Here is a 25,407-nt window from a genome sequence, read left to right on the forward strand (position 1 = left end):
AAAATGGAAAAAAATATTTAATCATTCAGTTTCAACACCGCCATAAATGCAGATTGTGGAACCTCTACTCTACCGATTTGTTTCATTTTTTTCTTACCTTCTTTCTGCTTTTCAAGGAGTTTTCTTTTACGTGAAATATCACCTCCATAACATTTTGCGGTAACATCTTTTCTCAACGCTTTGATGTTTTCTCTCGCAATAACTTTCGCTCCTAAAGCGGCTTGAACCGCGATATCAAACTGCTGTCTCGGAATCAGTTCGCGCAATTTCTCACACATTCTTTTTCCGATGTAATAAGCGTTGCTTTCGTGGATTAATGAGGAAAGTGCATCTACCATATCGCCGTTAATCAAAATATCCATCTTCACCAATTTCGAGGCACGGAAACCAATCGGATGATAATCGAAAGAAGCATAACCTTTTGAAATGGATTTTAAACGGTCATAAAAATCAAATACAACTTCAGACAACGGCATATTGAAAACCAATTCCACACGATCGGAAGTCAAATAACTTTGATTCACGATTTCTCCACGTTTCTCGATACATAAAGTCATTACAGGTCCAACAAAATCAGACTTGGTGATGATAGAAGCTTTGATATACGGTTCTTCCACGCGGTCCATCGTCATAGGATCCATCATTTCCGAAGGGTTATTGATCAGAATTGCAGTTTCCGGATCTTTCTTCGAATAACCGTGATAAGAAACGTTTGGAACAGTGGTGATCACGTTCATGTCAAACTCACGATCCAGTCTTTCCTGAACAATTTCCATGTGAAGCATTCCCAAGAATCCGCAACGGAAACCAAAACCGAGCGCCGCAGAACTTTCCGGCTCGAATACTAAAGAAGCATCGTTCAAACGAAGTTTTTCTAATGAAACCCTTAATTCCTCAAAATCCTCAGATTCAATCGGATAAATTCCGGCGAATACCATGGGTTTTACTTCCTCAAATCCTTCAATTGCCTTTGTAGCAGGATTTTCAAAAGAGGTAATTGTATCTCCAACTTTTACTTCTCTCGCATCTTTAATTCCTGAAATAATATAACCAACGTCACCTGTTTTGATAACAGATTTTGGAGCTTGTTTTAATTTTAAAGTCCCCACTTCATCGGCGTCATAAGTTTTACCCGTCGCCATGAATTTTACTTTTTCTCCTTTTTTGATGCTTCCGTTCACGACTTTAAAGTACGCTTCAATTCCGCGAAAAGGATTGTAAACCGAGTCGAAAATCAATGCTTGAAGCGGTCCGTTTTCTTCTCCAACTGGAGCAGGAATTCTTTCCACGATTTGCTCCAAAAGATGATGAACTCCTTCTCCGGTTTTTCCAGAAACGCGCAAAACATCTTCATAATCACAACCGATTAAGTTCATGATTTCATCGGTTACTTCTTCAGGATTTGCGGAAGGAAGGTCAATTTTGTTCAGAATAGGAATAATCGTCAAATCATTTTCCAACGCCAAATATAAATTGCTTATCGTTTGAGCCTGAATACTTTGCGCGGCATCAACAATTAGAAGCGCACCTTCGCAAGCTGCAATGGAACGGGAAACCTCGTAAGAAAAATCCACGTGTCCCGGTGTGTCGATAAGGTTTAAAATATATTTTTCCCCATTCAACTCATAATCCATTTGGATGGCGTGAGATTTTATGGTGATTCCTCGTTCTTTTTCCAAATCCATATCGTCCAAGGTTTGGGATTGCAACTCACGCTGCGTCACGGTATTGGTATATTCCAAAAGCCGATCCGCCAAAGTTGATTTTCCGTGGTCGATATGTGCAATGATGCAGAAATTTCGTATGTTTTTCATTGATTTTTCAGATAGTTTGCAAATTTAGTGTTTTTCGCTTTAATAAGGGTTTAAATTTTAGCGTATTAAAAAAGAACGACCTCCACAAAAATTTCTGTAGAGGTCGCTCAAACATTAAAAAAATAAACTATTATGGTCGCCTACTCTGCGAACGCTGTGGTCCGTCTTCTTTTCTGTCTAAAATTTTGTTTCGCATTCTGCCTTCAGTTTGGTACATCTGCAACACCTGTTGCGGTTTGATGACTTTCATGAATTTTTGCGAGTATGCTTTTCTGTTGTCGAGCAATTGTTGACCTACTTCAAAACTTTGGTTTAATTGCTGTTTTGCCTCTTCATCGCTCATATTTTCATAATCTTCATTGGGCTTGAACTTGCTTTTTATTTCATTCTGTTTTTCCTGATATTCGTTGTAAAGTTTTTTAAACTCTTCCTGATCATTTTGCGGGACATCCAATTGAGAAACAACCATATTTTGACGAAACTGTTTCAACAAAGACATTCTTTCCTGTGGACTCATTTTCTGGATGATTGCTTTCCTTTCGTCGGGCTTCATTGTTTTCCAGTCGTACTTCTGTTCCTGTGCAAATGTATTTTGCAAGCCTAAACCCGAAATAATCAGTATTAATAAAATCTTTTTCATACGTTTTTTAGTTATACAAATCCAGATAAATATCCTGTTCTACATTTTTGCCTAAATCTGCCAATTCTGCGGAAGTAAAGCTAGATAGAACTTGGTCTACCTGAATTTCTGGATTTTGCTGCACATACTCCTTTTTCTTTGCCGTAGTTCTTTCCACATTTGTTGCAGCGATGGTCATTGGTTTTATACTTATTTTTTGATTTGCGGGAGCTGCGGAAGTTAAATCTTCCTCTAAAGTTTTCAGTGCAACCACCTCTTCATTTTGTGGCTTAGAATCTGGCTCTGAATAAGTTGCAGGCTGTGTTTCATTGTTTTCGGGAGCAACATTTTCTGTAACATACACGGGATCTGCAACTTTATCTTGATTCACGAAAAACGTAATTCCAAAGAACATCGTGATTGCGGCAGCGGCCGCATAAACCCAGTTCATCTTCACAATTCTGCCTTCTTTCTTGGCTTCAACCGGCTGAACTTCCTGCAAAACTTTTGCCTGCATATTTTCAAAAAAACCTTGAGGTGTTTTAAAAATATTCTTGCGTTCCAAATTCTCAACGTCGAACTCATTTCCAAAAGAAACTTGCTGCAAGACTTTTCCCTGCATTTCTTCCAAAAAACTTTCGGGTGTTTTGAAGATGTTTTTGCGTTCTAAATTTTCTATATCTAAATTTTTCATTTGGTCGTGGTCTTGCTTTTCAGATTTTAAAGTTCAGATTCTTAAAAACTATTCTTCGTAATTTGCTTTTAAAAAATCTTCCACTTTTTGTTTCGCGTAATGATAATTGGTCTTCAAAGTTCCGACCGACATATCCAAAATTTGCGATATTTCCTCGTAGGGTAAATCTTCGTAATATCTCATCGTGAAAACCAATTTCTGCTTTTCGGGCAAGGTTTGGATGGCCTTCTGCAACAAAATCTGTATTTCTTCTGCATCCGATTCCACGTTTTCTGCAACTAGATTTTGTAGGTAATATTCAGCATCTTCATCAGTTTTCTGCATTCTCTTCAGCTTGTTGAGTTGCTGTAGTGATTCGTTTGTCGCAATTCTGTACAACCAAGTATATAATTGGCTGTCCTGCTTGAATTGATGGAAATTTTGATACGCTTTAATAAAAGTGTCCTGCAAAACATCCTGCGCCAAATCGTGATCCACAATCAATCTGCGAATATGCCAATACAATCTGCTTTGGTAAGCATCCATCATCAATTGAACACCTTTGTTGCGTGTTCTCTCGACGGACATCAACGCTATAATTTCGCTTTCCTTAATCTTCATTGAGATGCTTCGTTGTTTTGATGGTAAATTTAGTTAAAAGTTAAATAATTATTTCAATTTTTAGTCCAAACCAAAATAATTATCTTTGTTGATATGAAGACTGTCCTCATCGGTTCCGGAAATGTTGCGTATCATTTAGCCAAAGCTTTTCATCAAAATCACATTGAAGTTTCCCAAATTTTTGGGCGAAATGAAAATGATTTAAAGGCTATTTCTGATGAGTTGAACATTCCTTTCTCCACAATAGGTTTAACGGATGCAGATTTATATATAATTTGTGTGAATGACGATTCCATCGCGGAAGTTTCAAAAATGATTACTAAAGAAAACTGTTTGGTTGCACATACTTCTGGTTCTTTAACAAAAGAAATTTTAGACGGAAATTATAGAAAGGCAAGTTTTTACCCGCTTCAAACTTTTTCGAAATCCAAAGAATTAAATTACGCGGAAATTCCGTTTTTTATTGAAGCAGAAAATAAAAATGATGTTGAAACTTTAAAAAAAATTGCTTTTAAAATTTCCAAAAATGTAATGGAGAGCGATTATGAAAAACGGAAATATATTCACTTAACCGCAGTTTTTGCGTGTAATTTTGTAAACCATCTTTTTGCAAGAGCGAAAGAAATTTCTGATTCTCAAAACATACCTTTTAATTATTTTCTTCCTTTGATTGATGAAACGGTTTCTAAAATTCACGAAGTTGAACCGAAATTAGCGCAAACCGGTCCCGCCGTAAGAAATGATGGTAGAATTTTAAAAATTCATGAAAGTTTAATTTCAGATGAAGAACATTTGAAAATCTACCAAACCATGAACGAATCCATAAAAAAAATGTATGAGTTATAAATCGAATTTAAAAAATATAAAAGCTTTCGTGTTCGATGTAGACGGCGTTTTCACCGACGGAAGTGTTTACTTGATGCCGGATAAAAGCATGTGTCGAGTGATGAACGTTCTCGATGGTTATGCGGTGGTGAAAGCCATTAAAAACGATTACAAAATCTGCGTTATTACGGGAGGAGACGATCCAATGGTGAGAAACAGAATCCATTATTTAGGAATTACTGATTATTATGCGAAGATTTCGAACAAATTAGAAAAATTTGAAGAATTTAAGGAAAAATACAATTTAAAAAACGAGGAAATTCTCACAATGGGCGATGATTTACCCGATATTTCGATGATGAAAATTTCAGGAATTTCTGCATGTCCTGAAAATTCTGTTCCAGAAGTAAAAGCGATTTCCGATTATATTTGTCCTATTCCAGGTGGAAAAGGGGCGGTGCGCGATGTGATTGAGCAGGTAATGAAATTTCAGGGAAAATGGATTTTGGACGACACAAAAAGTGTTTGAGGGTTTGAGTGTGGGAGCGTTTGATCGTTCTTCTTAGGGACAAATCGTGATTAGTCCAAAAAAACAACGTTTTATATTAATTTGCATGAAAATATTATTAGCCTCAAATTCTCCTCGAAGAAAAGAATTGCTTCAAAGTTTGGGTTTTGATTTTGAAGTGGTTTCTATCGAATGTGATGAAAATTTTCCAAGCGATTTACCTGCAGAACGTGTTGCAGCGTACATTTCAGAATTGAAGTCGAATGCTTTCAGAACATTAAAAGAAGGTGAAGTTTTAATTACTTCCGATACGGTTGTTGCAATGGATGGAGAAATTTTGGGTAAACCAAAAGATGAAAATGATGCGAAAGAAATGCTGGAAAAACTTTCAGGAAAAACTCATGAAGTTTTCACTGCTATTACAATTAAAACTTTAGATAAAACCATTTCTAGGACCGATGTCGCCAATGTTGAATTCGAGTCTATAACCGATTCAGAATGTGACTTTTATCTCAAAAAATATAAGCCGTTCGATAAAGCTGGAAGCTATGGAATTCAGGAATGGTTGGGAATGGCAAAAATCAAAAAAATCGAGGGAAGTTTTTATACGATTATGGGACTTCCTACGCATTTGATTTATTCTATTTTAAAAGATTTGGAATAAGTCGTTCTTAAAAATAAAAATTCTTTATTTTTACAGAAATTAACTGGCTTTTCTACAATAAATTGCCGGTTTGAAAGTTATTACAGCATAATGAAAAAAACTATACTTTTCCTTTTGGCAATCACGGTCGTCAATTCCTGCTCATCGCGGAAGAAAACGAACGATTCCTCATTTATGAAAGGATTTTTCTCTTACTACAACACACTTTTTAACAGTAAAGATGCTTTGCAGACCGAGTTGAAAACGCGCGATAAATCACATAAGGATAATTTTTATGATCCCTACATCCAATTGCTGACCTATGATGAACAACCATTGGGGACCGATTTGCAGGCCAGTTCTTTTTTTGCTGAAGATTCGGGGCGTCCTGGTGCGCCGGGAATGCCACCCAACAGTTTCGAAAACACAAGTCCAAAAAATGGCGCGTCAATCCTGGAAATTTCGGAGGCAAAAGCCTTGAAAGCAAGTGCCAAATATTCGGTTTTGAAAGCTGGTGAAGAAAAAAACAAGAAAATTTTCGACGCCAATATTTTGTTGGCACAATCGCGCCTTTACCAAGGCAAACCATTGGAGGCTTTGGATGGCCTAAACTACATTTTCTCGAATATGAGGAAGGATAAGAGGCTTCCTTTGGCAAAAATTTATCAGGGTTTGGCTTACTCTAAAATGGAAGATTATAACCGAGCTGAAGAAGTTTTTGCAGATCTGAAAAACGACGACCTTAAGAAAGATTACAAAAAATTGCTTTCCGTGTACTACGCTGAAATGTTGCTTCATGCAGGGAAAAAAGAAGAGGCGGTAAATGAACTTGAGGACGCTTTTGCTGTAAATAAAAACCGAAAACTACGAAGCAGAATCGCATTTCTTAGAGGACAAATTTTAGCTAATCTGGGGAGAAATGAGGAAGCCAGAGAAAGTTTTGTTTCCGCCTATAGGTATGCGAATAATTTTGAGTTTGAAGTAAAGTCGCAAGTTGAAATTGCAAAAACATTCAACGGAAAAGGCGATGATTACGAAGGGGCAAAAGAGTACCTGGAAAAAATCAGCAAAAAAGGGACTTATGCTTCCAGAAAAAATGAATTCTATTATGCGCTGGGTTTAATGGCGAATAAAGCAGGGAAAAAAGATGACGCAAAAGCGTTTTTCGCCCAATCCCTGAAAGAAAAAATTTCCGATCCTCAAATTCGTGGTTTGAATTATTATGAAATCGGGAAAACTTACTTTGAAGAGAGCGATTACCTTTCAGCGGGCGCCTATTATGATTCGGCACTTGCAGTGATGACTTATCAACCTTCAAAAGTTTTGTTGGAAGAACAGTCCAAAAATATAAAGGAAGTTTCTGCAAATTATTATCTGGTTAAGAAAAATGACAGTATTCTTGCACTAACTAAAATGCCGGAGAGCGAGCGAATCGCTTACTTCAACAAGCTCATTGACGGGATTAAGGCAAAAGAAGCAAAGGAAGAGTTGGAGAAAAGACGCGCAGAAAGAAGCAAAGGATTCGACACCGGTGATTACTCCGCAAACTCTATATTTGCTTCAAATACCGTTGGTTTTCAAGATTTTTCAGGGGGAAATAAAGGTGGTTTTTATTTTGCCAATCAAGGTACCGTTTCTAAAGGAGAATCTACCTTTAAACAAATTTGGGGAAACCGCTCATTAAGTGATAACTGGAGAACTTCCGCAAGAAGCACGTCTCTTGAAGATTTAAAAAACGAAGCAATGGGGGTTACTTCTGCACCAGATCCGAGAAGATTAGAAACCAGCTTTTACATCGAAAAAATTCCGACAAATACCGATGAAATTCTAGCTTTAAAAAAGGCCAGAGACACCGCAAGTTTAGGTTTGGGAAGAATGTATGACGCCTATTTTTCCGACACCAAACTGGCCACAAAAACACTCTATGATTTGGTGGATAACAAGCCTGTGGAAGAAGTTGAACTTCCTGCATTATACCAGATTTTTGTGATGAATTACGAGAAAAATCCGGAAGCAGCAGAAAGGGCAAAACAAAAAATCCTCAGTGATTTTCCTTACACTTCTTACGCAGAGTTCGTGAAAAATCCTAAAAACACTTCCTTCTCCAAATCTTCAGAAGAGGTTGAAAAAGCCTATTCAGAAGCTTTCGATTTATATTCTAAAGAAAAATATGAAGAAAGCAAAGCTCTAATTGAGGCTTCGCTAGAAAAATATCCTAAAGATGCTTTGGTTCCGAAGTTTGCCTTACTGAATGCGTTTAACTCTGGAAAAACTGCCGGAAAAGAGATCATGATTTTACAGTTGGAGCAGATTGCCCTGAACTATGCGAAAACTTTAGAGGGCGAAAAGGCAAGAGAAATGCTTAAATATCTGAAAAGTGATCTTACCATCGAAAAAACGGATGATGAGGGAAATGTCATTAATGAAAATCCGCAAGTGGTTCAACAAACGCAGGCTCCTGCAGATGGTCCACAAAGTCCGCCACAAGGTTCGAATCGACCTTCGGTTCCTGGATCTCCCGTTCCGGTTTCAACAGGATTTGGAACGCCGCAAAATATTAAAAAAGTTCAAGAAGAGCCTAAAATAAAATAAAAAGCGAACATTATTCTTCGCTTTTCTTTTTCTTAACTCCCTGGAAATCTTTTAAATAAAACGGTTCGAAGTAGGCGACATCCTCAAAATCTTTTTGGTTAAATTTTTCGACTGATTTCTTTATTAAATAATTTGCTGAAGGATAAATGTTTTCATTGAATTCGGCATTTGGGAGTGATACGATTTCTTTTGCCTTATTTGCACCATCACCAACGAAAAGCACTTTCTTTGCTGCAAATTCCTGAAACGAGTTTTCATCCAAAATTTTCGCCTCCGTTTCGGAAATTATTTCGCCTGAATTTCCATCGAAAACTGCGCAATAAACCTCCATTCTACGAGCATCGATTAATGGAATGATGAAATCAAAATTTTGGCTTAAAAACGGTTCAATCATTGTTTCTAAAGAATTTACCGCAATTAGTGGAATCTTTAATCCGTAACAAAATCCTTTCGCAGATGCTGCTCCAATTCTCAATCCCGTATAAGAACCAGGTCCTTTTCCAAGAGAGACTGCATCCAAATCTTTGAGGGAAATTTCCGCACCTTCTAAAGCCCATTCTACAAACGTATGCAGCGATTCCGACTGTTTATAATTATCGGCAACTTCTTCGCACAGACACAATAATTTTTCGCCATCCGAAATAGCGACGGAACAGTTTTTAGACGAGGTTTCGAGGTGGAGGATTTTCATTGTTTCAATTTGAAAATTTGAGAATATACTAATTTAAAAATTTTTGCAAAGATAGTTGATTGCATTTTCAAATTTTCAAATTGATTTATTTTCAAATTAATTACGATAAATCGTTCTCGGTTCGCTTTGGGCACTTGGATATATTGTTAAATCAGAGATCGCGACACGGTTTGGCGCATTCACACAATAATAAATAGCATCTGCAATATCTTCTGCTTTTAAAGCTTCATAACCTGCGTAAACGGTTTTTGCGCGTTCTACATCTCCTTTGAAACGAACTTTTGAGAAATCGGTTTCCACCGCTCCGGGTTGGATATTGGTGACTTTAATTCCAAATTCTGTGAGTTCCAGTCTCATTCCTTCAGAAATAACGTCAACCGCTCTTTTGGAGGCGCAATACACTACTCCATTTGCATAAGTTTGTCGCGCTGCAACTGAGGAAATATTGACGATGTGTCCCGATTTTCTTTCCTTCATTCCGGGAATAATTAATTTCGAAACGTAAAGAAGTCCCTTTACATTTCCGTCCATCATGGCGTCCCAATCTTCTAAATTTCCTTCTGATAAAGGTTCTAAACCATGTGCATTTCCTGCGTTGTTGATGAGTACATCAATATTTTTCCAGCTTTCGGGAAGAGAATTTATAGCGGTTTCTACCTCTGAAAAATTTCTTTGGTCAAAGCTTAAACTAAAAGTTTCGGTGAAAGCGGAAAGTTCTGTTTTTATCTGTTCTAAAACTTCCTTTCTTCTGCCACAAAGTATAATTCTATAACTGTTTTTTGCAAGTAATTCTGCGGTGGCTTTTCCGATTCCGGAAGTTGCGCCTGTAATGAGTGCTGTTTTCATATTTATTGTAGCAATTCTGCAATGTAATAATGTGACAATGGTCCTTTAATTCGCATCAAAACTTTGGAAAGCGTCTTCAATATGGGTGATTTGAAGTGCTCCTGTTTTATCGGGAAGAACGGTGATGATATCGAAACGTACTTCCTTGTCGATTTGATTATCGGTCATGAAAAAATCTGCGGTTTGAACGACGGATTTTATTTTCCTTTTATTCACGGCTTCTTGTGGCTCGATTAAAGTATCGTAACTTCTTGCCTTCACTTCTGTAACCACGATTAAATCTTGAAATTCAGAAACAATATCAATTTCATGGTGTTGAAACCGAAAGTTTCTCACCAAAATCTTGTATCCTTTTTTGGCTAGAAAATCTGCGGCTAAATCTTCTGCAAGTTTTCCGAATTCGTTGTGTTCAGCCATAAGACATTTTGTTTCAAGTTTCAGGTTTCAAGTACAAAGTTTCTAAAACTCAACCTTAACCTTTTCCTCAACCTCCATCTTCACAGTTCCGCCAATCAATAAAGGACGGTTATCATGAATATGTCCGTTAGGAAATCCGAAAATCGTTGGAAAATCATACTTTGAAATTCTTTCGGAAATGATTTTATAGGCAAATTCATCGAAACTTTCTCCGAAGTTTTTATTGTCTTTTTCATCGCCCATATTCGTCATTCCACCCACAATCAAACCTTTGATTTTTCTAAAAACTCCCGCCAAATCAAGCGACATCAACATTCGGTCTAAAGCGTAAAAATTTTCGCCTATGTCTTCTATGAAAAGGATTTTGTCTTTAAAATTAAAAGAATAGTTTGTTCCTAAAAGTGCATAAATCAGCGCCAAATTTCCACCAACCAATTCACCTTGTACTCTACCCTTTTTATTAAAAGAATTGTTTTCTATTTTGTATTTAGGGAATTTTCCTTTTAAAATATCAAAAGTCAAATCGTAACTTTGATCAGTTACTCCAAAACTTGAAGTTTTTACGGTTTGTCCGTGAATGGAAGCAAAACCGTTCTTCAATAAATAACTCTGAATTACCGTGTTATCGGAATATCCAATATACCATTTTGGATTTTTTCTGAATTTTGAAAGTTTTAAATGTCGTAACAAATGTTGACAACCATAACCTCCTCTTGAAGCCCAGATTGCAGAAATTTCTTCATTATTTAAAGCCCAATTCAAGTCGGAAATACGTTCTTTTTCGGTTCCTGCATAATTGTAACCGTTGGAAAATTTAGTGTAAAGATTCTTTCCTAAAACGGGTTCAAATCCTTTGGATTCAATAAGTTTCAATCCTTTTTCCAATTGCGATTCTTCCACAGAACCTGCAGGTGAAATGATGGCAATTTTGTCGCCTTTTTTTAATGATTTTGGGAAAATTATTTCCTTCATTTCTTCATCTGTTTTTGTTCGGTTTTCTCTGCTTCTTCCAATTTTTTATCGAACTGATTGAATTTTTTAAAACTCTGCAGGAAAATAAAAATACTGAAAAACACCAAAATTACTCCCACACTTCTGCGGATTAAATTGGCAACGCGCTGATTCAGTTTATCGTGAAACTGCTTTGCAAGCATAATTTTTAAGAAATCAATGACTAAATAGGTTCCTACAACCAATGCCATATAAAATAGAAAATCTTCTGTTTCAGGATATGCGTTTCGTACCGAAATCACGGTCACCAACCAAAAAAGTACAACTCCAATATTAAGGATATTAAACAGGAAACCGTTCAGGAAAGTCTTTACGTAATTTTGATTGATGATTTTCTCTTCGCCGCGAAGGTGCATTTTTGTACGGGAAACAATCATATAAAGCGCATAAATAAATACGATGAAAGCAGTAATCCTGTAAAAACCGGGATGTTTATCTATAATATCAACCAAATCACCACTAGCAAAGTAGGATGCGGAAATACACAAAACATCCGCTAAAACCACGCCTAAATCAAGAGCAAGTGCATGTTTCGGCCCACGAGAAAAACTGGTTTCAATCAGCAGGAAAAAAATCGGACCTATGAAAACAAGGCTCAACATAATTCCTAAACCGACTGCAGAAAATATGAGTTCAAACATAGATTTTTTGTAAAATTTCTACTTCTTCGAAAATTTATGTTTTACAAAAATACGTTTTCTATTCCACTATCTTAAAATCCAGCTGTTTTTGAATGAGATTCGCCTTCATCACTTTGATTTTCACTTTGTCGCCCAATTGATATTGGTTTCCTGTTCTTGTTCCGTAAACCAAATGATTTTTGGCGTCGAACATATAGGAATCATCCATTAAATCACGTAATTTGATGAGTCCTTCTGCTCCGTTTTCGGGAATTTGAACCCAAAATCCAAACTCTGCAACTCCGGAAATAACGCCTGTAAATACTTCTCCCACATGTTTCTCCATAAATTTAACCTGCATGAATTTGATGGAATCTCTTTCGGCGTCGGCTGCAAGTCGCTCCATGTTGCTGCAGTGTTTGCATTTTTCCTCGTATTCCTGTTGGCTAACTGATTTTCCGCCGTCTAAATAATGTTGTAAAAGTCGGTGTGCAATCAAATCGGGATATCTTCTAATCGGCGAGGTAAAATGGGTGTAAAATTCAAAACCAAGTCCGTAATGTCCTATTGGTTCGGTGGAATAAACCGCTTTACTCATGGAACGCATCGCCAAAGTTTCAATCATGTTTTCCTCACCTTTTCCTTTAACATCTTTCAAAAGTTTGTTTAAAGATTCTGCCACTTTTTTGGTATTCGCCAAGTTCATTTGATAGCCGAAAGTTCCTACAAATTCTCTCAACGCTTCCAATTTTACTGGATCCGGATCGTCGTGAACACGGTAAATAAAAGTGAGATTGGTTCGTTCTCCTTTTCCGTTCAACGAGATAAATTCCGAAACTTTACGGTTGGCTAACAGCATGAATTCCTCAATTAAATGATTAGAATCTTTGCTGATTTTAAAGTAAACGCCGATTGGTTCATTGTTTTCATCAAGATTGAAGCGAACTTCACTTCTATCAAAAGTAATTGCACCTTTGTTGATTCTGTCTTTTCTTAAAATTTTTGCGAGTCGATCAAGCGTTAAAATTTCTTCAGCTAAATCGCCTTGTTTTGTTTCAATTCTTTCCTGCGCTTCTTCATAGGTAAATCTTCGGTCGGAATGAGTTACCGTTCTTCCAAACCATTGATTGAGGACATTGGCGTTATCATCCAATTCAAAAACCGCTGAAAACGTGAATTTATCTTCATTCGGACGAAGCGAACAAACATCGTTGCTCAAAACTTCGGGCAACATCGGCACTACTCTATCCACCAAATAAACGGAAGTTGCGCGATCGTAAGCTTCGTCATCAAGCGAAGTTCCGGGCGTTACATAATGGGAAACATCGGCGATGTGAACTCCGATTTCCCAATTTCCGTTTTGAAGTTTTCTGATGGAAAGTGCGTCGTCGAAATCCTTTGCATCTTTCGGGTCAATCGTGAAAGTGAGGATATTTCGCATATCGCGGCGTTTCGCCACTTCGCTGTCGTGGATTTGTCGGTCGATTTCGTTGGCTTCTTTTTCCACTTCTTCAGGGAAACTGTAAGGTAAACCGTATTCTGCAAGAATGGAGTGGATTTCGGTTTCATGTTCACCGGGAGCTCCAAGAACTTTGATGATTTCACCTTCAGGATTTTTAGAATTAGAATCCCAACGCAACATTTTTACCAAGACTTTGTCGCCGTCATTTGCGTCCAACATTTTTCCTTTTGGAATGAAAATATCCGTGTTGATCGACTTTTTATCAATTACTACAAAACCAAAATCCTTGTGCTTAATGAGTTGAAAAGTTCCCACAAATTCTTCGCGGCTTCTCTCCAAAACTTCTAGAACAGAACCTTCTAATTTTTTTCCCTTGAAATGATAGGTCACAATGAGAACGGTATCGCCCTGTAAGGCATGTTTCACGTTTTTGGAATGAACGAAAATGTCTTCATCCAATCCCTCCACTTTTACATAAGCGTTTCCTGTTTGGTTAAAATCGATGACACCGGTTAAAGTACCTTCAATCTTGAGGTTTACAATATATTTTCCTTTTTCTACCTCCTTAATTCTATCGTCTGCAATAAGTTTGTGAAGCGCTTGAATCACCTGTTCTCTTTGACGCGGATTTTTATAGTCGATTCCGTCTGCAATCTGTTTGTAGTTATAGATTTTAGAGGATTTCTCGTTCATAAAACGCAAAATCAAACGCCCAATTTCTTGGAGTTTGTGATTGTTTTTATGAGATATGAATTTTGATTTTCTTGGCATATACTATTTTGATTTTTTAACCGCAAAAGTCACAAAAGTTCTATGCGATTTATTTGTTATTTAGGCAAAGGAAGATTTCTATTAATTTTGGAAAATTCTAGCAAAAAGAAATTTTCTCCACCCTTTTTTCGTGTCTTCCGCCTTCGAAAGCGGTTTCTAAAAATTTTTCTACAATTTCCAGGGCGAGTTCTTTGGCGATGAATCTTGCAGGAATTGCTACCATATTGCAATTATTGTGCTGTCTTGAAAGTTCTGCCAATTCAGGCATCCAAACAAGAGCGCAACGGATTTTCTGATGTTTGTTGGCGGATAATTGAACGCCTTGTCCGCTTCCGCAAATAAGGATTCCCATTTCGTTTTCTCCGTTTTCTACGGAAGTTGCGGCAGGATGTACGAAATCGGGATAATCAACAGAATCGGGAGAATTGGTTCCGTAATCGGTGATTTCGTATTTTTCAGAAAGCTGCTTTTTAAGATATTCTTTGTACTCGAATCCCGCATGGTCGCAAGCAATGGCTATTTTTTTCATTTTTTACTATTAGATTTGATTTTTGAACTCTCACAAATTTAGGATTATTAAAATAAAAATTGTTTGATTAAATCTTAAATCTCAAATTTGTAGCGATATTTTAATTTTGGGAACGTAATTCACGTGAGGGATTGCAACGGAAATCCCACAGCAAGCGTTGGATTCAGCGATGGAGCGAGGAATTGCAGTGAAAAGCCCGACCCGAGAAGTGGCGAAACCTTATAGGTTGATCAAACCTTTAAGGTTTAGCTAGGAGAGGGACACGCCCAAAAAATTTTGAACAATACTTGTGAAGATAACCCCGAAATGGTGTGGATAAGTTTGTGAAAGATTCTCTTTTTTTATTCATATTAAATTCATATTGGAAATTGTTTTTGGATTTTCTTGCAAATATTTTTTGCAAGTTGTGGTGTCGAAATGATGAAGTTCTTCATAGTCGGTTTCTCAATAAATGTATTGCACAAGAGTTATTGACAATTGTTGATAAATGTTAAAGTAGATTAAGAATCAACGTTTTAAAATGTGAATTACCTATGAACTTTGTTTGAACTAAATGTGACGAAATAAAGCAATTTAGTTCTCCACAAAAACGGGTGCTACAACAACACTATTCATTTTTATTTTTTTAAAGAAAGAAAATAGTGTTGAGAAAATGAGTTTCGGCAGTTTGTGGAATTTTAAATGAAAATTAATTTTTAATCGTGCGATTTAATCTTAAATTTGTGAAACTTAAAAACAGTGATTTTTTTATGAAAACTATTAAGGATTTTGACTTTAAAGATAAAAAGGCTTTAGTTCGTGTGGACTTCAATGTGCCGCAAAGTGCAGACTTGAAAGTGACCGACAATACTCGAATTCAGGCAGTGAAACCTACCGTTGATAAGATTTTGAATGATGGAGGTTCTGTGATTTTAATGACGCATTTGGGAAGACCAAAAGGGAAGGTGTCGGAAGAATTTTCTCTGAAGAATATTGTTCCTGAAATTGAAAAAGTTCTGGGTAGCGAAGTGAAATTCTGCCCTGATTGCATGGGAGAAGATGCCTTGAACATGACGGGAAATCTAAAACCCGGAGAAATTCTTCTGTTGGAAAATTTAAGATTTTATAATGAAGAAGAAGCAGGCGATAAAGATTTTGCAGAAAAACTTTCAAAATATGCGGATGCTTATGTGAACGACGCATTTGGAACAGCGCATAGAGAACATGCTTCAACAGCTGTTATTGCACAATTTTTTCCATCAACTAAGTTTTTCGGTTTATTGATGGCGAAAGAATTGGAAGCAATTGACAAAGTCTTGAAAAGTGGTGAAAAACCTGTCACTGCGATTCTTGGAGGTTCTAAAGTTTCTACAAAGATTACCATTATTGAAAATATTCTACCTGCGATTGATAATTTGATTATCGGTGGAGGAATGGCGTTTACCTTTATTAAAGCTTTAGGCGGACAAATTGGGAATTCGCTTTTGGAAGAAGATAAACAAAATCTTGCTTTGGAAATTTTGGAGAAAGCTAAAGCTCAAAATGTAAAAGTTTATTTGCCTGTAGATACTATCATTGCAGATGAATTCAACAATGATGCAGATAGGAGAGAGGCGGATATTTATGATATTCCTGAAGGTTGGATGGGAATGGATGCAGGTCCAAAATCAAGAGATTTGTTCAATGATGTGATTTTGAATTCGCGAACCATTTTGTGGAACGGGCCAATTGGTGTTTTTGAAATGCCGAATTTCTCTGCAGGAACTGTTGCTTTAGGTGACAGTATTGCCGAAGCTACCAAATTAGGAGCATTTTCTCTTGTTGGGGGAGGTGATTCTGTTGCGTTCGTGAAGCAGTTTGGTTATGATGATAAGGTAAGTTATGTTTCTACAGGGGGTGGCGCAATGCTTGAAAGCCTCGAAGGAATGGAACTTCCGGGAGTTGCGGCCATAAATAATTAAGTAAAACTAAAACTTTAGTTTAGATAAAAAGTTTCCAATATTTTGGAAACCTTTTTTATTAAGAAGATCAGGAAATTTGATAGTAAATTATTTTTGAGGTGAAATTTTTGAAAAAGAAGGAATTCTTTTTAATATTTAAAAATTTGAAATACAAAAAAATTAAAAATTTGGGATTTTTGATCAAAATTTGACCTTCAGAAACTGCCCAAAAATTCAAAAACTATTTTTTTTCGATAATGTATATCAAACTAGAAAATTCGTCGTTTTTTAAGGCCTTTATGTTTGAAATTAGTCCGTAAATCATTCCTTTAAGCCAAAATAGGGTTGATTTTTTATACTTTTCGCTCAACATAGAAATATAGAACGAATCGAGTAGGAGTGGTTTGATTTTTTTGAGTTGCCATTTTTCATTGTTCATTAATTTTTCCATACCCGCTTTTGAAAAATGATAAACATGACGTGGAACATCGTATGCTGCCCAAAATTCGTTATAGCGTTTTGCATCATCTGAAGTGTGATTGGGAACAGCAATAATCAATAAACCGTTGGTTTTCAATTTATTATAAAAAATATTTAAGATATCTTCTTGATTATCAATATGTTCAAAGACATGCCATAAAGTAATCGCATCTAAACTGTTGTTCTCTATTTCAGAAGTATCTACAACAATTTTGGTTTTTGAAACTTTTTTTAAAGCGGCATTTCTTGCTGATTCGTTTGGCTCAAATCCGAAAGTGTGAAAATCTTTTTCAATATATTTTACAAATTCCCCTGCGCCGCATCCGTAATCAAGAACCTTTTTTTCGGTTCCAATGAGATCTTTTAGAATATTTTTTTTATAGCTTAAATTAAAGACTTGTAAAAATTTGTAAAGTTTTTCTTTCAAAGAACCCGAATCTTGATGATGCGAAATATAATCTTGACTCTCGTAATATTTGTCAAGATTTGCAGGAAGTGGAACCGTTCTGAAAATTCCCTTCGTTTCAGTTTCTATAATTTCGAAATCTTCCTGGGTAAGAAAGTGGTCTTTTATTCTCATTATTGATTTGAGATTTGAGGTTTGAAATTTGAAATTGACTGCTTTTGGAATTTCAAATAAATAATTTCAAACTAAAGATTGTTTCACGTGAAACATTACTTTAAATAAATTAATAAAACATTAATATCCGCAGGAGAAACTCCACTGATTCTTCCTGCCTGTGCGATGGTTTTAGGACGAATTTTCATGAACTTCTGTTTTGCTTCTGCTGATAATGATTTCAATGTATTATAATCAAAATCTTCAGGGATTTGAATGGTTTCTAAACGGAGTAGCTTGGAAACGTTTTCTTTTTCTTTTTCGATATAGCCACGATATTTTACGTTGATTTCTGCCTGTTCTTTTACTTCGTCAGAATAGTTTTCTGTTCCTACTTTGATGAAATCAATTTCTTCCAATTTCTCTAAAGTCATGTTTGGTCTAGTTAATATCTGAGCTGCACGATAAGCTTGGTCAACAGGAGAGGATTCAATACTTTCAAGGACTGGATTGATGACTCCTGGTTTTAAGGAAGTATCTCTCAAGAAAGCTTCCAGTTCGTTACTTTTTGCAATTTTTTCTTCCACTTTTCTTAAACGTTCTTCTTTGGCTAAACCTAGATTGTACGCTTTTTCAGTCAAACGAATATCTGCATTATCTTGCCGTAAAAGTAAGCGATATTCAGCACGGGAAGTAAACATTCTGTAAGGTTCTTCCGTTCCTTTGGTAATTAAATCATCAATTAAAACTCCGATATATGCTTCATCACGATTAAGGATGAATTCTTCTTTTCCGTGAACTTTATTATGGGCATTAATTCCTGCAATTAAACCTTGTCCTGCAGCTTCTTCGTACCCTGTAGTTCCATTGATTTGTCCTGCAAAATAGAGGTTTTCAATCAATTTGGTTTCTAAAGTGTGATTCAATTGAGTAGGAGGGAAGTAGTCATATTCAATGGCATAACCTGGTCGAAAAACTTTAACATTTTCAAAGCCTGGAATATGTTTCATCGCTTTAACTTGAACTTCCTCCGGGAGAGATGAGCTGAATCCGTTGACGTAAATTTCTACCGTTCTCCAACCTTCAGGTTCTACGAACAATTGATGGCGGTTTCTCTCAGCAAAACGGTTAATTTTATCTTCAATACTTGGACAATATCTTGGACCTAAACTTTGAATGGTTCCATTAAACATCGGACTTCTATCGAATCCTTCACGTAAAACTTCATGGACTGTCTCGTTGGTGTAAACAATGTGACAACTTAATTGTTTTTGAAGTTTCGGAGAATCTAAATATGAAAATTTACCAGGATTTTCGTCGCCTTTCTGTTCTTCCATTTTGGAGTAATCCAGGCTTCTTCCGTCGACTCTTGGTGGAGTCCCGGTTTTCATTCTTCCTGCTTCAAAACCTAATGAAACCAATTGTTCGGTAATTCCAAAAGCTCTGGGTTCACCCATTCTTCCACCACCTAATTGTTTGTCTCCAACGTGAATTAAGCCGTTTAGAAATGTTCCGTTGGTAAGAACTACAGATTTTGCTTTGATTTGTATTCCCAAAGAGGTAACAACTCCTGCAACTTTATTATTTTCAATGATTAAACTTTTCACCATATCTTGGAAAAAATCCAGATTTGGTGTATTTTCAAGAGCAATTCTCCATTCTTCTGCGAACATCATTCTGTCATTTTGCGTTCTTGGAGACCACATCGCAGGTCCTTTGGAAAGGTTCAACATTTTGAACTGGATTGCAGATTTGTCCGCAACAATTCCTGAATAACCTCCCATTGCATCGATTTCTCGAACAATTTGTCCTTTTGCGATTCCGCCCATTGCAGGATTGCAGCTCATTTGTCCAATGGTTTGCATATTCATGGTGACAAGCAAAGTTTTTGAACCTAAATTTGCTGCTGCAGCTGCTGCTTCGCAACCGGCGTGTCCTGCTCCAACAACGATGACGTCGTATATTTCGTTAATCATATTTTTTTCAAATTATAAACTTTGTCAAAAAATTAGAAGTTTGACAAAGAAATGTTTCACGTGAAACATTGTGAAGATTTAATTAGAAGTTCTGCTCAAAACTAGCCCCGATTGAAGCGGCATCCTTTTGTGCAGCGAAGCGGAACTAAAGATATAGCGGAAAGCTGGAAATAGCTCTTAATAAAAATATTAGAGATTGCATCACTTCATTACATATCGTTCGCAAAGACATTCAAATAAAAATCTTCTTTTTGTCGCATTACTGTAATTTCTTCTTCCGTCTTGTCTTTGTAACCCATTAAGTGAAGAATTCCGTGTGCTAAAACCCTGTGAAACTCTGAATTAAAGTCTCTTACCAAAGTTTTGGCATTATCAGAAATGCGCGGCAAAGATACGAAAATATCTCCCGAAATAGTTTTTCCTTTAACATAATCAAAAGTGATGATGTCGGTGTAATAATCGTGGTCTAAGAAATCTTGATTTACTTTTAAGAGATATTCATCATCGCAAAAAATGTAATTGATTTCTCCTAGTTTTTTGTTTTCTGTTTTGATGACGTCTTCTAACCACGAAATGGTTGCTGTAGAAATAGGGATTTCATCAATATTTTCGAAAAAGAACTGTATCATATTATTAAAACCAATGACCGAGAATGACGCTGAATATATTATTCTTGTTGGTGAAGGACCTGCTGTAATTGAGTTTAACCTGACCGAATGGGGATTTATATCCAGCTGTTAAACCTGCTGAAGATTCGGAGATATGAATCAAATCATCCACTTTTAAATCGTTGAATAGATTAGCAATGCTAAAGTCTGCGTTTAAAAAGTAATTTTTATAAACCTTGAACTGAAATGTGTTGATATTGGTCAACATATTTTTTGCTCCCAACTGGCCGAATTCATATCCCGAAAACCGCGTAAAATTTCCTAGATTTTGATCAAAAATTCCGCCAATTCTAAATAAATAGTAATCGTTTAACACTTCACCTACTGTGAATCCACCAAAAAGACCTAATCTATAAGTAAACCAATCCGTGAAAGGGAAGTTGATTTGTGTAGTGATTTTTGTCTGTATTGTGCTTCCCTTTTCGTCATTTACAAGCAAATCAAGAAGTTTACTTTCGGCATTCAATGTAAATCCTCTTGTTGGAAATCCTTTGTCGTCTTGCGTGTCGCTCCTGATAAAAACATAGGGATTCAAAAAGTTTCTACCATCCGAAAAAACGGCACTTCCTACAGTTTTCGATTCAAAATAATCATGACTTAATCCTCCTCCAATTGCAAACTTGTCTCGCCAAACAGATTGTATAAAAACGTCATTTCTGAACCAATTCCACCTTTGATAAATATTGGAGTCTACATTCTTCAGATCAAGTGTCATTCCCGAAGCATATACGCCGAATCCTGGAATATATCCATTATCGATAAAATAATTAAAATAGTATCTAGGTTTATCACCTATAACTACATCCAATGAAATAATAGAATTCCTGAATAAAAGCCTTTTAGCCGTTGCGTTTAGAAGCATGCCCGTTTTGAAAATTTCATCATAATGCAAACCAAACTTCAGAAAGAATCGCGTATCGTCTTCAGTAACAAATAGTTTGAGATAGTTTTTGTTATCTTCAGTGATCACATCGTAGTTAATGAGTTTGTAATTATTGGTTGCATAAAGTTTATCAATCATCTTATTGAGGGTTCCATAGGTTTGCATCGATGGAAGCTTAAGATTCATCTTACCCAAAATGTAATTCTTTCTAAAAATGTGGTTATTTTCTACCGCAAGACTGTCAATTTTGTAAACATTTGAATAAATGGAACTTAAAGGTGCGCGAAGCATATTTTGCTGCTTTTTTGGGAGTAAAGAAAGGGTTTCCACAAGTTTCTGAGCTGCCACATAACCAGAATCAAGAATAATTTTTTTTGCATCGTAACTTGTCGCGCTCATTCCCTTCAAATCGGGATGAATGTTGATATCGGTGTATTTGTATTGGTTTTTTGTTTCCTTTTGAATCCCAAAATCAATGACCTGATTGAGAATCGCAATTGCAGATTGTAAATCTTTTCTGCTCGCTAAAGGTTGACTTAAATCTACGCCAATTACCACATCTATTCCTTTGTCTTTTAATGGTTTGGAAGGATAATTCACTGTCATTGCTCCGTCAATATAAATGGAATCTCCAATCTTCACGGGATCCATCAATCCTGGAAAAGCGGAACTCGCCATAATGGAACTCACCAAATCTCCCTTTTCAAAAACCTCCATTTTTCCACTTTCGAGGTTGGTTGCAATACACATGAAAGGAATTGGCAGTTTTGAAAAATCATCAATATTGGAGACACTTTTAAAGAGCTCTTTCAATAGGTAAATATTTTTTTGACCTGTGGAAATTGCTTTTGGTAAAACATTCACCTTTCCGTTTGTTATAGGAATTGTCAAGAGATATTTATCGACTGATTTGTTGAAAAAAGTAGTTTCCTGCCTTGTTTTTTCGTTTGCGATAATCGTATAGAAATCGGTATCCATTACGATCTTCTCAATTTCTTTCCCAGTATAACCCGAAGCGTAAAGTCCGCCAACAATGGAACCCATACTTGTTCCGGAAATATAGTCAACCTTAACTCCTAGAGAATCAAGCACTTTTAAAACTCCGATGTGTGCGAAACCTTTTGCTCCACCTCCCGAAAGTGCCAAACCGATTTTTGGATTTTTGGGAATCGTAAATCCTTCTCTTACCTGCGAATGGTAAAAGTTGGCGAAAATCATGAGAATGAACAACAGAAATTTTTTCATTAATCTTTGATATAAATTCTTTTTACACGTCGAGAAATCGAGGTTAAAACTTCATAAGGTATTGTTTTACAATAATCTGCAAATTCTTCCAAACTTGGTTTTGAGTTAAAAATAATGACTTCATCTCCTTCTTTTGCAGCGAAATCATCGATTTTAATCATCATCATATCCATGCAAACGTTGCCCACAATAGGGAAAATAATTCCTCCAATTCCAACATTTCCGGCTTTGTTTCCAATCAGCCGTGGAATTCCGTCTGCGTAACCAACGGGAATCGTGGCAATTCTTGTACCGCTTTCCGCTCGATATTTTCTACTGTAACCAATTGAATCTCCTTGATTTACTTCCGAGATTTGTGAAATTACGGTTTTAAAACTTACCGCGCTCTGTAATTGTTTTTTTATTTCAGTATTTGAGGAAATTCCGGCCATTCCAATTCCAATTCTTACCATATCGAATTGATATTCAGAGTAATTCACTATTCCCGAAGTATTTAAAATATGTCGAAGTGGAGTGTAATTTAACCCTGAAATTAATTTCTCTGAATTTTTCTTGAAAACCTCAATCTGTTCAAGTGTATATTCCTTTTCATTGAAATCATCAGAAGAAGAAAGATGGCTAAATATACTCTCCACCTTCACATTCATCGAGTTCAACTTTTCAATGAGTTCACCCAATTCATCTTCCTTAAAACCAAGTCGATGCATTCCTGTTTCCAACTTGATGTGGATTGGATATTTCTGCTGAATGCCTTTTCTAATCAATTGCTGGTTAAACAGTTCCAAAACGCGAAAACTATAAATTTCGGGTTCCAAATTGAAATCAATGATGATGTCATAACTATGCTGTTCAGGATTCATCACCATAATCGGCGTAGTAATTCCATTTTTTCGCAAATCAACGCCTTCATCTGCATACGCAACTCCAAGATAATCAATGTGATGATGCTGTAAAAATTCAGCAACTTCATAGCCGCCTAAACCGTAAGAATACGCTTTTACCATCGCCATCATTTTGGTTTCAGGTTTCAGCAAAGATTTATGAACATTGATGTTGTGAAGAATCGCATTCAAATTCACCTCCAAAACGGTGTCGTGTTTTTGAAGTTCGAGATGATTTTTCACCCTTTCAATTTCAAATTTTCTTGCTCCTTTTAATAGAATTATTTCATTTTCGATTTGATTAAATAAATGATTTTCAATTAATTCACTGGTATTATTAAAAGTGTAAGTTTCAGCTCTGAAAAGCTTATTAAATTTCGAAATCTCGTTTCCGATTAGAAAAACTTTGCCGAAATTTTGGTGATTGGTCAACTCTGCAACTTCATGATAAAGTTGGTCAGAATTTTTTCCTTCCACAAAATCCGTGATAATTAGTGTTTTTAGTGGCTTATTATATTCATTGATAAACTGAAAAGCAATCTTCAAAGAATCCAAATCCAAATTAAAAGAATCGTTGATTATCAAATTGTTGCGAAGTCCGTTTACACTCTCCAAACGCATTTCGATGGATTTTAGAGCATTCAGTTTTTCAATAATCTTCGAATTGGAAAAACCAAATTCTTTTAAGACCGCAATCACACACAAAACATTGATTAAAGTGGCTTCATCTCTTTGTTGTACAGGAACCGAAAAATCCTCATCGAAATATCGAATTTTGAGGTCTTCATTTTTATTCTTCCAATCGTTTTTAATATAGATATTGTTTGAATGTTTTAGACCGAAAGAAATTAATTTTTTACTTAAGTAAAGGTCATTAATTTTATTGACAACCAATTCGTTATCGCCATTAAAAATGATAATTTCAGAATTTTTAAATAGTAAAATTTTCTCATCAATAAGTTGCTCTTCATCTTTAAAGTTTGAAGAATGAGCAGAGCCGATATGTGTTAAAATTCCAATTTGAGGAGGAAAAATATCTTCCAAAATTTCCATTTCGTTTGGTTTAGAAATTCCGACTTCAAAAATTCCGAGTTGATGTTTATTATTGATTTCGAGAAGAGAAATAGGAAGCCCAATTTGAGAATTAAAACTTTTCGGACTTTTCACGGTAATGAACTCGTCGAAAAGACTTTGATAAAGCCATTCTTTCACGATGGTTTTCCCATTGCTTCCCGTGATTCCAATGGTTTTTAAGTCAAATTTATGCAAATGATATTTTGCCAAATCCTGCAAAAATTTCACCGAATCTTCTACAATAATCCATGTAACATTTTCAATTTCAAGTACTTGACGTTCAGAAATAATGACTGAAACTCCTTTTTCAACCGCGGAATAAATATATTTTTCGCCCGAATTTTTTGAAGTATTGATGGCTAGAAAAAACGTGTTTAGAACAGAGAAAATATTTCGACTGTCAAACGCAATATTTTTAATGTGAAGATTTTCATCCCCGATTAATTGCGAATTCGTGATTTCTGCGAGTTGTTTGGTGGTGTAATTCATCTATTTCCGCTTCGACATTTCTTCATTAAAAACTTTTCTACTCACCGCTTCGTAACTGTCGGTTTCACCCAGTTGCACCAAATCGGTATTTTCAGAAGTTCGCATCGAATGATTAGCAAGATTTCCCGTTCTTTTACAAATCGCGTGAACTTTCGTCACATATTCCGCCGTTGCCATCAAATTCGGCATCGGCCCAAACGGACGTCCCATGAAATCCATGTCCAAACCTGCAATCACCACACGAATCCCCGCATTTGCCAATTGGTTGGCTACATCTACAATGCTTTCGTCAAAAAATTGCGCCTCGTCGATTCCCACCACATCGCAAGTTGAACCGAGTAGCAAAATCTCGTTCGGACTTTCAACGGGCGTACTTCGGATTTTGTTCTGATTGTGGGAAACTACCTCTTCTTCTGCATATCTTGTGTCGAGTTTTGGTTTAAAAATCTCCACATTTTGTCCCGCCATTTCCGCACGCCGAAGTCTGCGAATCAATTCCTCGGTTTTTCCCGAGAACATCGAGCCGCAGATTACTTCCATCCAACCGCTTTGTTTGGCGTGATTTATTGTATTTTCTAAAAACATTTGTTA

At 36.2% G+C, this 25,407-nt stretch carries 22 protein-coding genes; 5 read left to right on the forward strand and 17 right to left on the reverse strand.

Annotated features, from left to right (window positions below):
* Positions 1–17: 17 nt before the first annotated feature.
* The 4 genes from lepA to J4771_RS08920 form a co-directional block, all read right to left on the reverse strand.
* The gene (gene lepA / locus J4771_RS08905; protein ID WP_224134630.1) at positions 18–1,814 is read right to left on the reverse strand and encodes a translation elongation factor 4; all 1,797 of its coding nucleotides are present in this window, start codon (positions 1,812–1,814) and stop codon (positions 18–20) included.
* 130 nt (positions 1,815–1,944) lie between these two features.
* A complete protein-coding gene (locus tag J4771_RS08910) occupies positions 1,945–2,454 on the reverse strand; it encodes a hypothetical protein (RefSeq protein WP_224134631.1) in 510 nt (169 codons plus the stop codon).
* A gap of 7 nt (positions 2,455–2,461) precedes the next feature.
* Positions 2,462–3,127 (reverse strand): hypothetical protein, encoded by a 666-nt coding sequence (locus J4771_RS08915; protein ID WP_224134633.1) that lies wholly within the window; start codon positions 3,125–3,127, stop codon positions 2,462–2,464.
* 48 nt (positions 3,128–3,175) lie between these two features.
* Positions 3,176–3,727 carry an RNA polymerase sigma factor gene (locus J4771_RS08920; RefSeq protein ID WP_224134634.1) on the reverse strand — a complete coding sequence of 184 codons (552 nt, stop codon included), beginning with the start codon at positions 3,725–3,727 and terminating at the stop codon, positions 3,176–3,178.
* 93 nt (positions 3,728–3,820) lie between these two features.
* Here J4771_RS08920 and J4771_RS08925 point away from each other — a divergent pair, with 93 nt between their 5' ends.
* The 4 genes from J4771_RS08925 (at position 3,821) to porW (ending at position 8,295) form a co-directional block, all read left to right on the forward strand.
* Positions 3,821–4,573 carry a Rossmann-like and DUF2520 domain-containing protein gene (locus tag J4771_RS08925; RefSeq protein ID WP_224134635.1) on the forward strand — a complete coding sequence of 251 codons (753 nt, stop codon included), beginning with the start codon at positions 3,821–3,823 and terminating at the stop codon, positions 4,571–4,573.
* Positions 4,563–5,081: a KdsC family phosphatase gene (locus J4771_RS08930; protein ID WP_224134636.1), complete on the forward strand. Its 519-nt coding sequence runs from the start codon at positions 4,563–4,565 to the stop codon at positions 5,079–5,081. Before J4771_RS08925 ends, J4771_RS08930 begins: the two co-directional genes overlap by 11 nt.
* 85 nt (positions 5,082–5,166) lie before the next feature.
* Positions 5,167–5,724 carry a Maf family protein gene (locus J4771_RS08935; protein WP_224134637.1) on the forward strand — a complete coding sequence of 186 codons (558 nt, stop codon included), beginning with the start codon at positions 5,167–5,169 and terminating at the stop codon, positions 5,722–5,724.
* Positions 5,725–5,814: 90 nt separating this feature from the next.
* Positions 5,815–8,295 (forward strand): type IX secretion system periplasmic lipoprotein PorW/SprE, encoded by a 2,481-nt coding sequence (gene porW / locus J4771_RS08940; RefSeq protein WP_224134638.1) that lies wholly within the window; start codon positions 5,815–5,817, stop codon positions 8,293–8,295.
* 10 nt (positions 8,296–8,305) lie between these two features.
* Here porW and tsaB read toward each other — a convergent pair whose 3' ends face one another.
* The 7 genes from tsaB to rpiB all read right to left on the reverse strand — a co-directional run bounded on the left by tsaB (position 8,306) and on the right by rpiB (position 14,642).
* Positions 8,306–8,986, reverse strand: coding sequence for a tRNA (adenosine(37)-N6)-threonylcarbamoyltransferase complex dimerization subunit type 1 TsaB (gene tsaB / locus J4771_RS08945; protein WP_224134639.1), 681 nt, complete (start codon positions 8,984–8,986; stop codon positions 8,306–8,308).
* Positions 8,987–9,082: 96 nt separating this feature from the next.
* On the reverse strand, positions 9,083–9,832 hold the full coding sequence (locus tag J4771_RS08950; protein WP_224134641.1) for an SDR family NAD(P)-dependent oxidoreductase: 750 nt from the start codon (positions 9,830–9,832) through the stop codon (positions 9,083–9,085).
* Positions 9,833–9,877: 45 nt separating this feature from the next.
* The gene (locus J4771_RS08955) at positions 9,878–10,249 is read right to left on the reverse strand and encodes a YraN family protein (protein WP_224134642.1); all 372 of its coding nucleotides are present in this window, start codon (positions 10,247–10,249) and stop codon (positions 9,878–9,880) included.
* 42 nt (positions 10,250–10,291) lie between these two features.
* Complete coding sequence (locus J4771_RS08960; RefSeq protein WP_224134643.1) at positions 10,292–11,221, reverse strand: S66 peptidase family protein; 930 nt, start codon at positions 11,219–11,221, stop codon at positions 10,292–10,294.
* On the reverse strand, positions 11,218–11,901 hold the full coding sequence (locus tag J4771_RS08965) for a LysE family translocator (protein ID WP_224134644.1): 684 nt from the start codon (positions 11,899–11,901) through the stop codon (positions 11,218–11,220). Before J4771_RS08965 ends, J4771_RS08960 begins: the two co-directional genes overlap by 4 nt.
* 58 nt (positions 11,902–11,959) lie before the next feature.
* Complete coding sequence (gene rnr, locus J4771_RS08970) at positions 11,960–14,113, reverse strand: ribonuclease R (protein WP_224134646.1); 2,154 nt, start codon at positions 14,111–14,113, stop codon at positions 11,960–11,962.
* Between the two features lie 97 nt (positions 14,114–14,210).
* Entirely contained in the window at positions 14,211–14,642 is a 432-nt protein-coding gene (rpiB, locus tag J4771_RS08975) for a ribose 5-phosphate isomerase B (RefSeq protein WP_224134648.1), read from the reverse strand.
* A 749-nt stretch (positions 14,643–15,391) separates the two neighbouring features.
* On the opposite strand from rpiB, the gene J4771_RS08980 reads away from it, so the two are divergent.
* Positions 15,392–16,582, forward strand: a complete 1,191-nt coding sequence (locus tag J4771_RS08980) for a phosphoglycerate kinase (RefSeq protein ID WP_224134651.1) — start codon at positions 15,392–15,394, stop codon at positions 16,580–16,582.
* 220 nt (positions 16,583–16,802) lie between these two features.
* On the opposite strand, the gene J4771_RS08985 is transcribed toward J4771_RS08980, so the two are convergent.
* From J4771_RS08985 to J4771_RS09010, 6 genes are all read right to left on the reverse strand, one after another.
* A complete protein-coding gene (locus J4771_RS08985) occupies positions 16,803–17,621 on the reverse strand; it encodes a class I SAM-dependent methyltransferase (protein WP_224134653.1) in 819 nt (272 codons plus the stop codon).
* A gap of 95 nt (positions 17,622–17,716) precedes the next feature.
* Positions 17,717–19,576: a tRNA uridine-5-carboxymethylaminomethyl(34) synthesis enzyme MnmG gene (gene mnmG / locus J4771_RS08990; protein ID WP_224134655.1), complete on the reverse strand. Its 1,860-nt coding sequence runs from the start codon at positions 19,574–19,576 to the stop codon at positions 17,717–17,719.
* 209 nt (positions 19,577–19,785) lie between these two features.
* Positions 19,786–20,205 (reverse strand): rRNA maturation RNase YbeY, encoded by a 420-nt coding sequence (gene ybeY / locus J4771_RS08995; protein WP_224134657.1) that lies wholly within the window; start codon positions 20,203–20,205, stop codon positions 19,786–19,788.
* Positions 20,206–20,209: 4 nt separating this feature from the next.
* Positions 20,210–22,372, reverse strand: a complete 2,163-nt coding sequence (locus tag J4771_RS09000) for a patatin-like phospholipase family protein (protein ID WP_224134659.1) — start codon at positions 22,370–22,372, stop codon at positions 20,210–20,212.
* The gene (locus tag J4771_RS09005; protein WP_224134661.1) at positions 22,372–24,816 is read right to left on the reverse strand and encodes a bifunctional UDP-N-acetylmuramoyl-tripeptide:D-alanyl-D-alanine ligase/alanine racemase; all 2,445 of its coding nucleotides are present in this window, start codon (positions 24,814–24,816) and stop codon (positions 22,372–22,374) included. The genes J4771_RS09000 and J4771_RS09005 overlap by 1 nt, the downstream gene beginning before the upstream one ends.
* Positions 24,817–25,401, reverse strand: coding sequence for a thymidine kinase (locus J4771_RS09010; RefSeq protein ID WP_224134663.1), 585 nt, complete (start codon positions 25,399–25,401; stop codon positions 24,817–24,819).
* Positions 25,402–25,407: the final 6 nt, after the last annotated feature.

The organism is Candidatus Kaistella beijingensis (genome assembly GCF_020084865.1).
In the GTDB taxonomy this organism is placed as follows: domain Bacteria; phylum Bacteroidota; class Bacteroidia; order Flavobacteriales; family Weeksellaceae; genus Kaistella; species Kaistella beijingensis.

Bases quoted from the DNA above. Each gene is read 5' to 3' on its own strand.
- lepA (WP_224134630.1), bottom strand. From the start codon at position 1,814: ATGAAAAACATACGAAATTTCTGCATCATTGCACATATCGACCACGGA.
- J4771_RS08910 (WP_224134631.1), bottom strand. From the start codon at position 2,454: ATGAAAAAGATTTTATTAATACTGATTATTTCGGGTTTAGGCTTGCAA.
- J4771_RS08915 (WP_224134633.1), bottom strand. From the start codon at position 3,127: ATGAAAAATTTAGATATAGAAAATTTAGAACGCAAAAACATCTTCAAA.
- J4771_RS08920 (WP_224134634.1), bottom strand. From the start codon at position 3,727: ATGAAGATTAAGGAAAGCGAAATTATAGCGTTGATGTCCGTCGAGAGA.
- J4771_RS08925 (WP_224134635.1), top strand. From the start codon at position 3,821: ATGAAGACTGTCCTCATCGGTTCCGGAAATGTTGCGTATCATTTAGCC.
- J4771_RS08930 (WP_224134636.1), top strand. From the start codon at position 4,563: ATGAGTTATAAATCGAATTTAAAAAATATAAAAGCTTTCGTGTTCGAT.
- J4771_RS08935 (WP_224134637.1), top strand. From the start codon at position 5,167: ATGAAAATATTATTAGCCTCAAATTCTCCTCGAAGAAAAGAATTGCTT.
- porW (WP_224134638.1), top strand. From the start codon at position 5,815: ATGAAAAAAACTATACTTTTCCTTTTGGCAATCACGGTCGTCAATTCC.
- tsaB (WP_224134639.1), bottom strand. From the start codon at position 8,986: ATGAAAATCCTCCACCTCGAAACCTCGTCTAAAAACTGTTCCGTCGCT.
- J4771_RS08950 (WP_224134641.1), bottom strand. From the start codon at position 9,832: ATGAAAACAGCACTCATTACAGGCGCAACTTCCGGAATCGGAAAAGCC.
- J4771_RS08955 (WP_224134642.1), bottom strand. From the start codon at position 10,249: ATGGCTGAACACAACGAATTCGGAAAACTTGCAGAAGATTTAGCCGCA.
- J4771_RS08960 (WP_224134643.1), bottom strand. From the start codon at position 11,221: ATGAAGGAAATAATTTTCCCAAAATCATTAAAAAAAGGCGACAAAATT.
- J4771_RS08965 (WP_224134644.1), bottom strand. From the start codon at position 11,901: ATGTTTGAACTCATATTTTCTGCAGTCGGTTTAGGAATTATGTTGAGC.
- rnr (WP_224134646.1), bottom strand. From the start codon at position 14,113: ATGCCAAGAAAATCAAAATTCATATCTCATAAAAACAATCACAAACTC.
- rpiB (WP_224134648.1), bottom strand. From the start codon at position 14,642: ATGAAAAAAATAGCCATTGCTTGCGACCATGCGGGATTCGAGTACAAA.
- J4771_RS08980 (WP_224134651.1), top strand. From the start codon at position 15,392: ATGAAAACTATTAAGGATTTTGACTTTAAAGATAAAAAGGCTTTAGTT.
- J4771_RS08985 (WP_224134653.1), bottom strand. From the start codon at position 17,621: ATGAGAATAAAAGACCACTTTCTTACCCAGGAAGATTTCGAAATTATA.
- mnmG (WP_224134655.1), bottom strand. From the start codon at position 19,576: ATGATTAACGAAATATACGACGTCATCGTTGTTGGAGCAGGACACGCC.
- ybeY (WP_224134657.1), bottom strand. From the start codon at position 20,205: ATGATACAGTTCTTTTTCGAAAATATTGATGAAATCCCTATTTCTACA.
- J4771_RS09000 (WP_224134659.1), bottom strand. From the start codon at position 22,372: ATGAAAAAATTTCTGTTGTTCATTCTCATGATTTTCGCCAACTTTTAC.
- J4771_RS09005 (WP_224134661.1), bottom strand. From the start codon at position 24,816: ATGAATTACACCACCAAACAACTCGCAGAAATCACGAATTCGCAATTA.
- J4771_RS09010 (WP_224134663.1), bottom strand. From the start codon at position 25,401: ATGTTTTTAGAAAATACAATAAATCACGCCAAACAAAGCGGTTGGATG.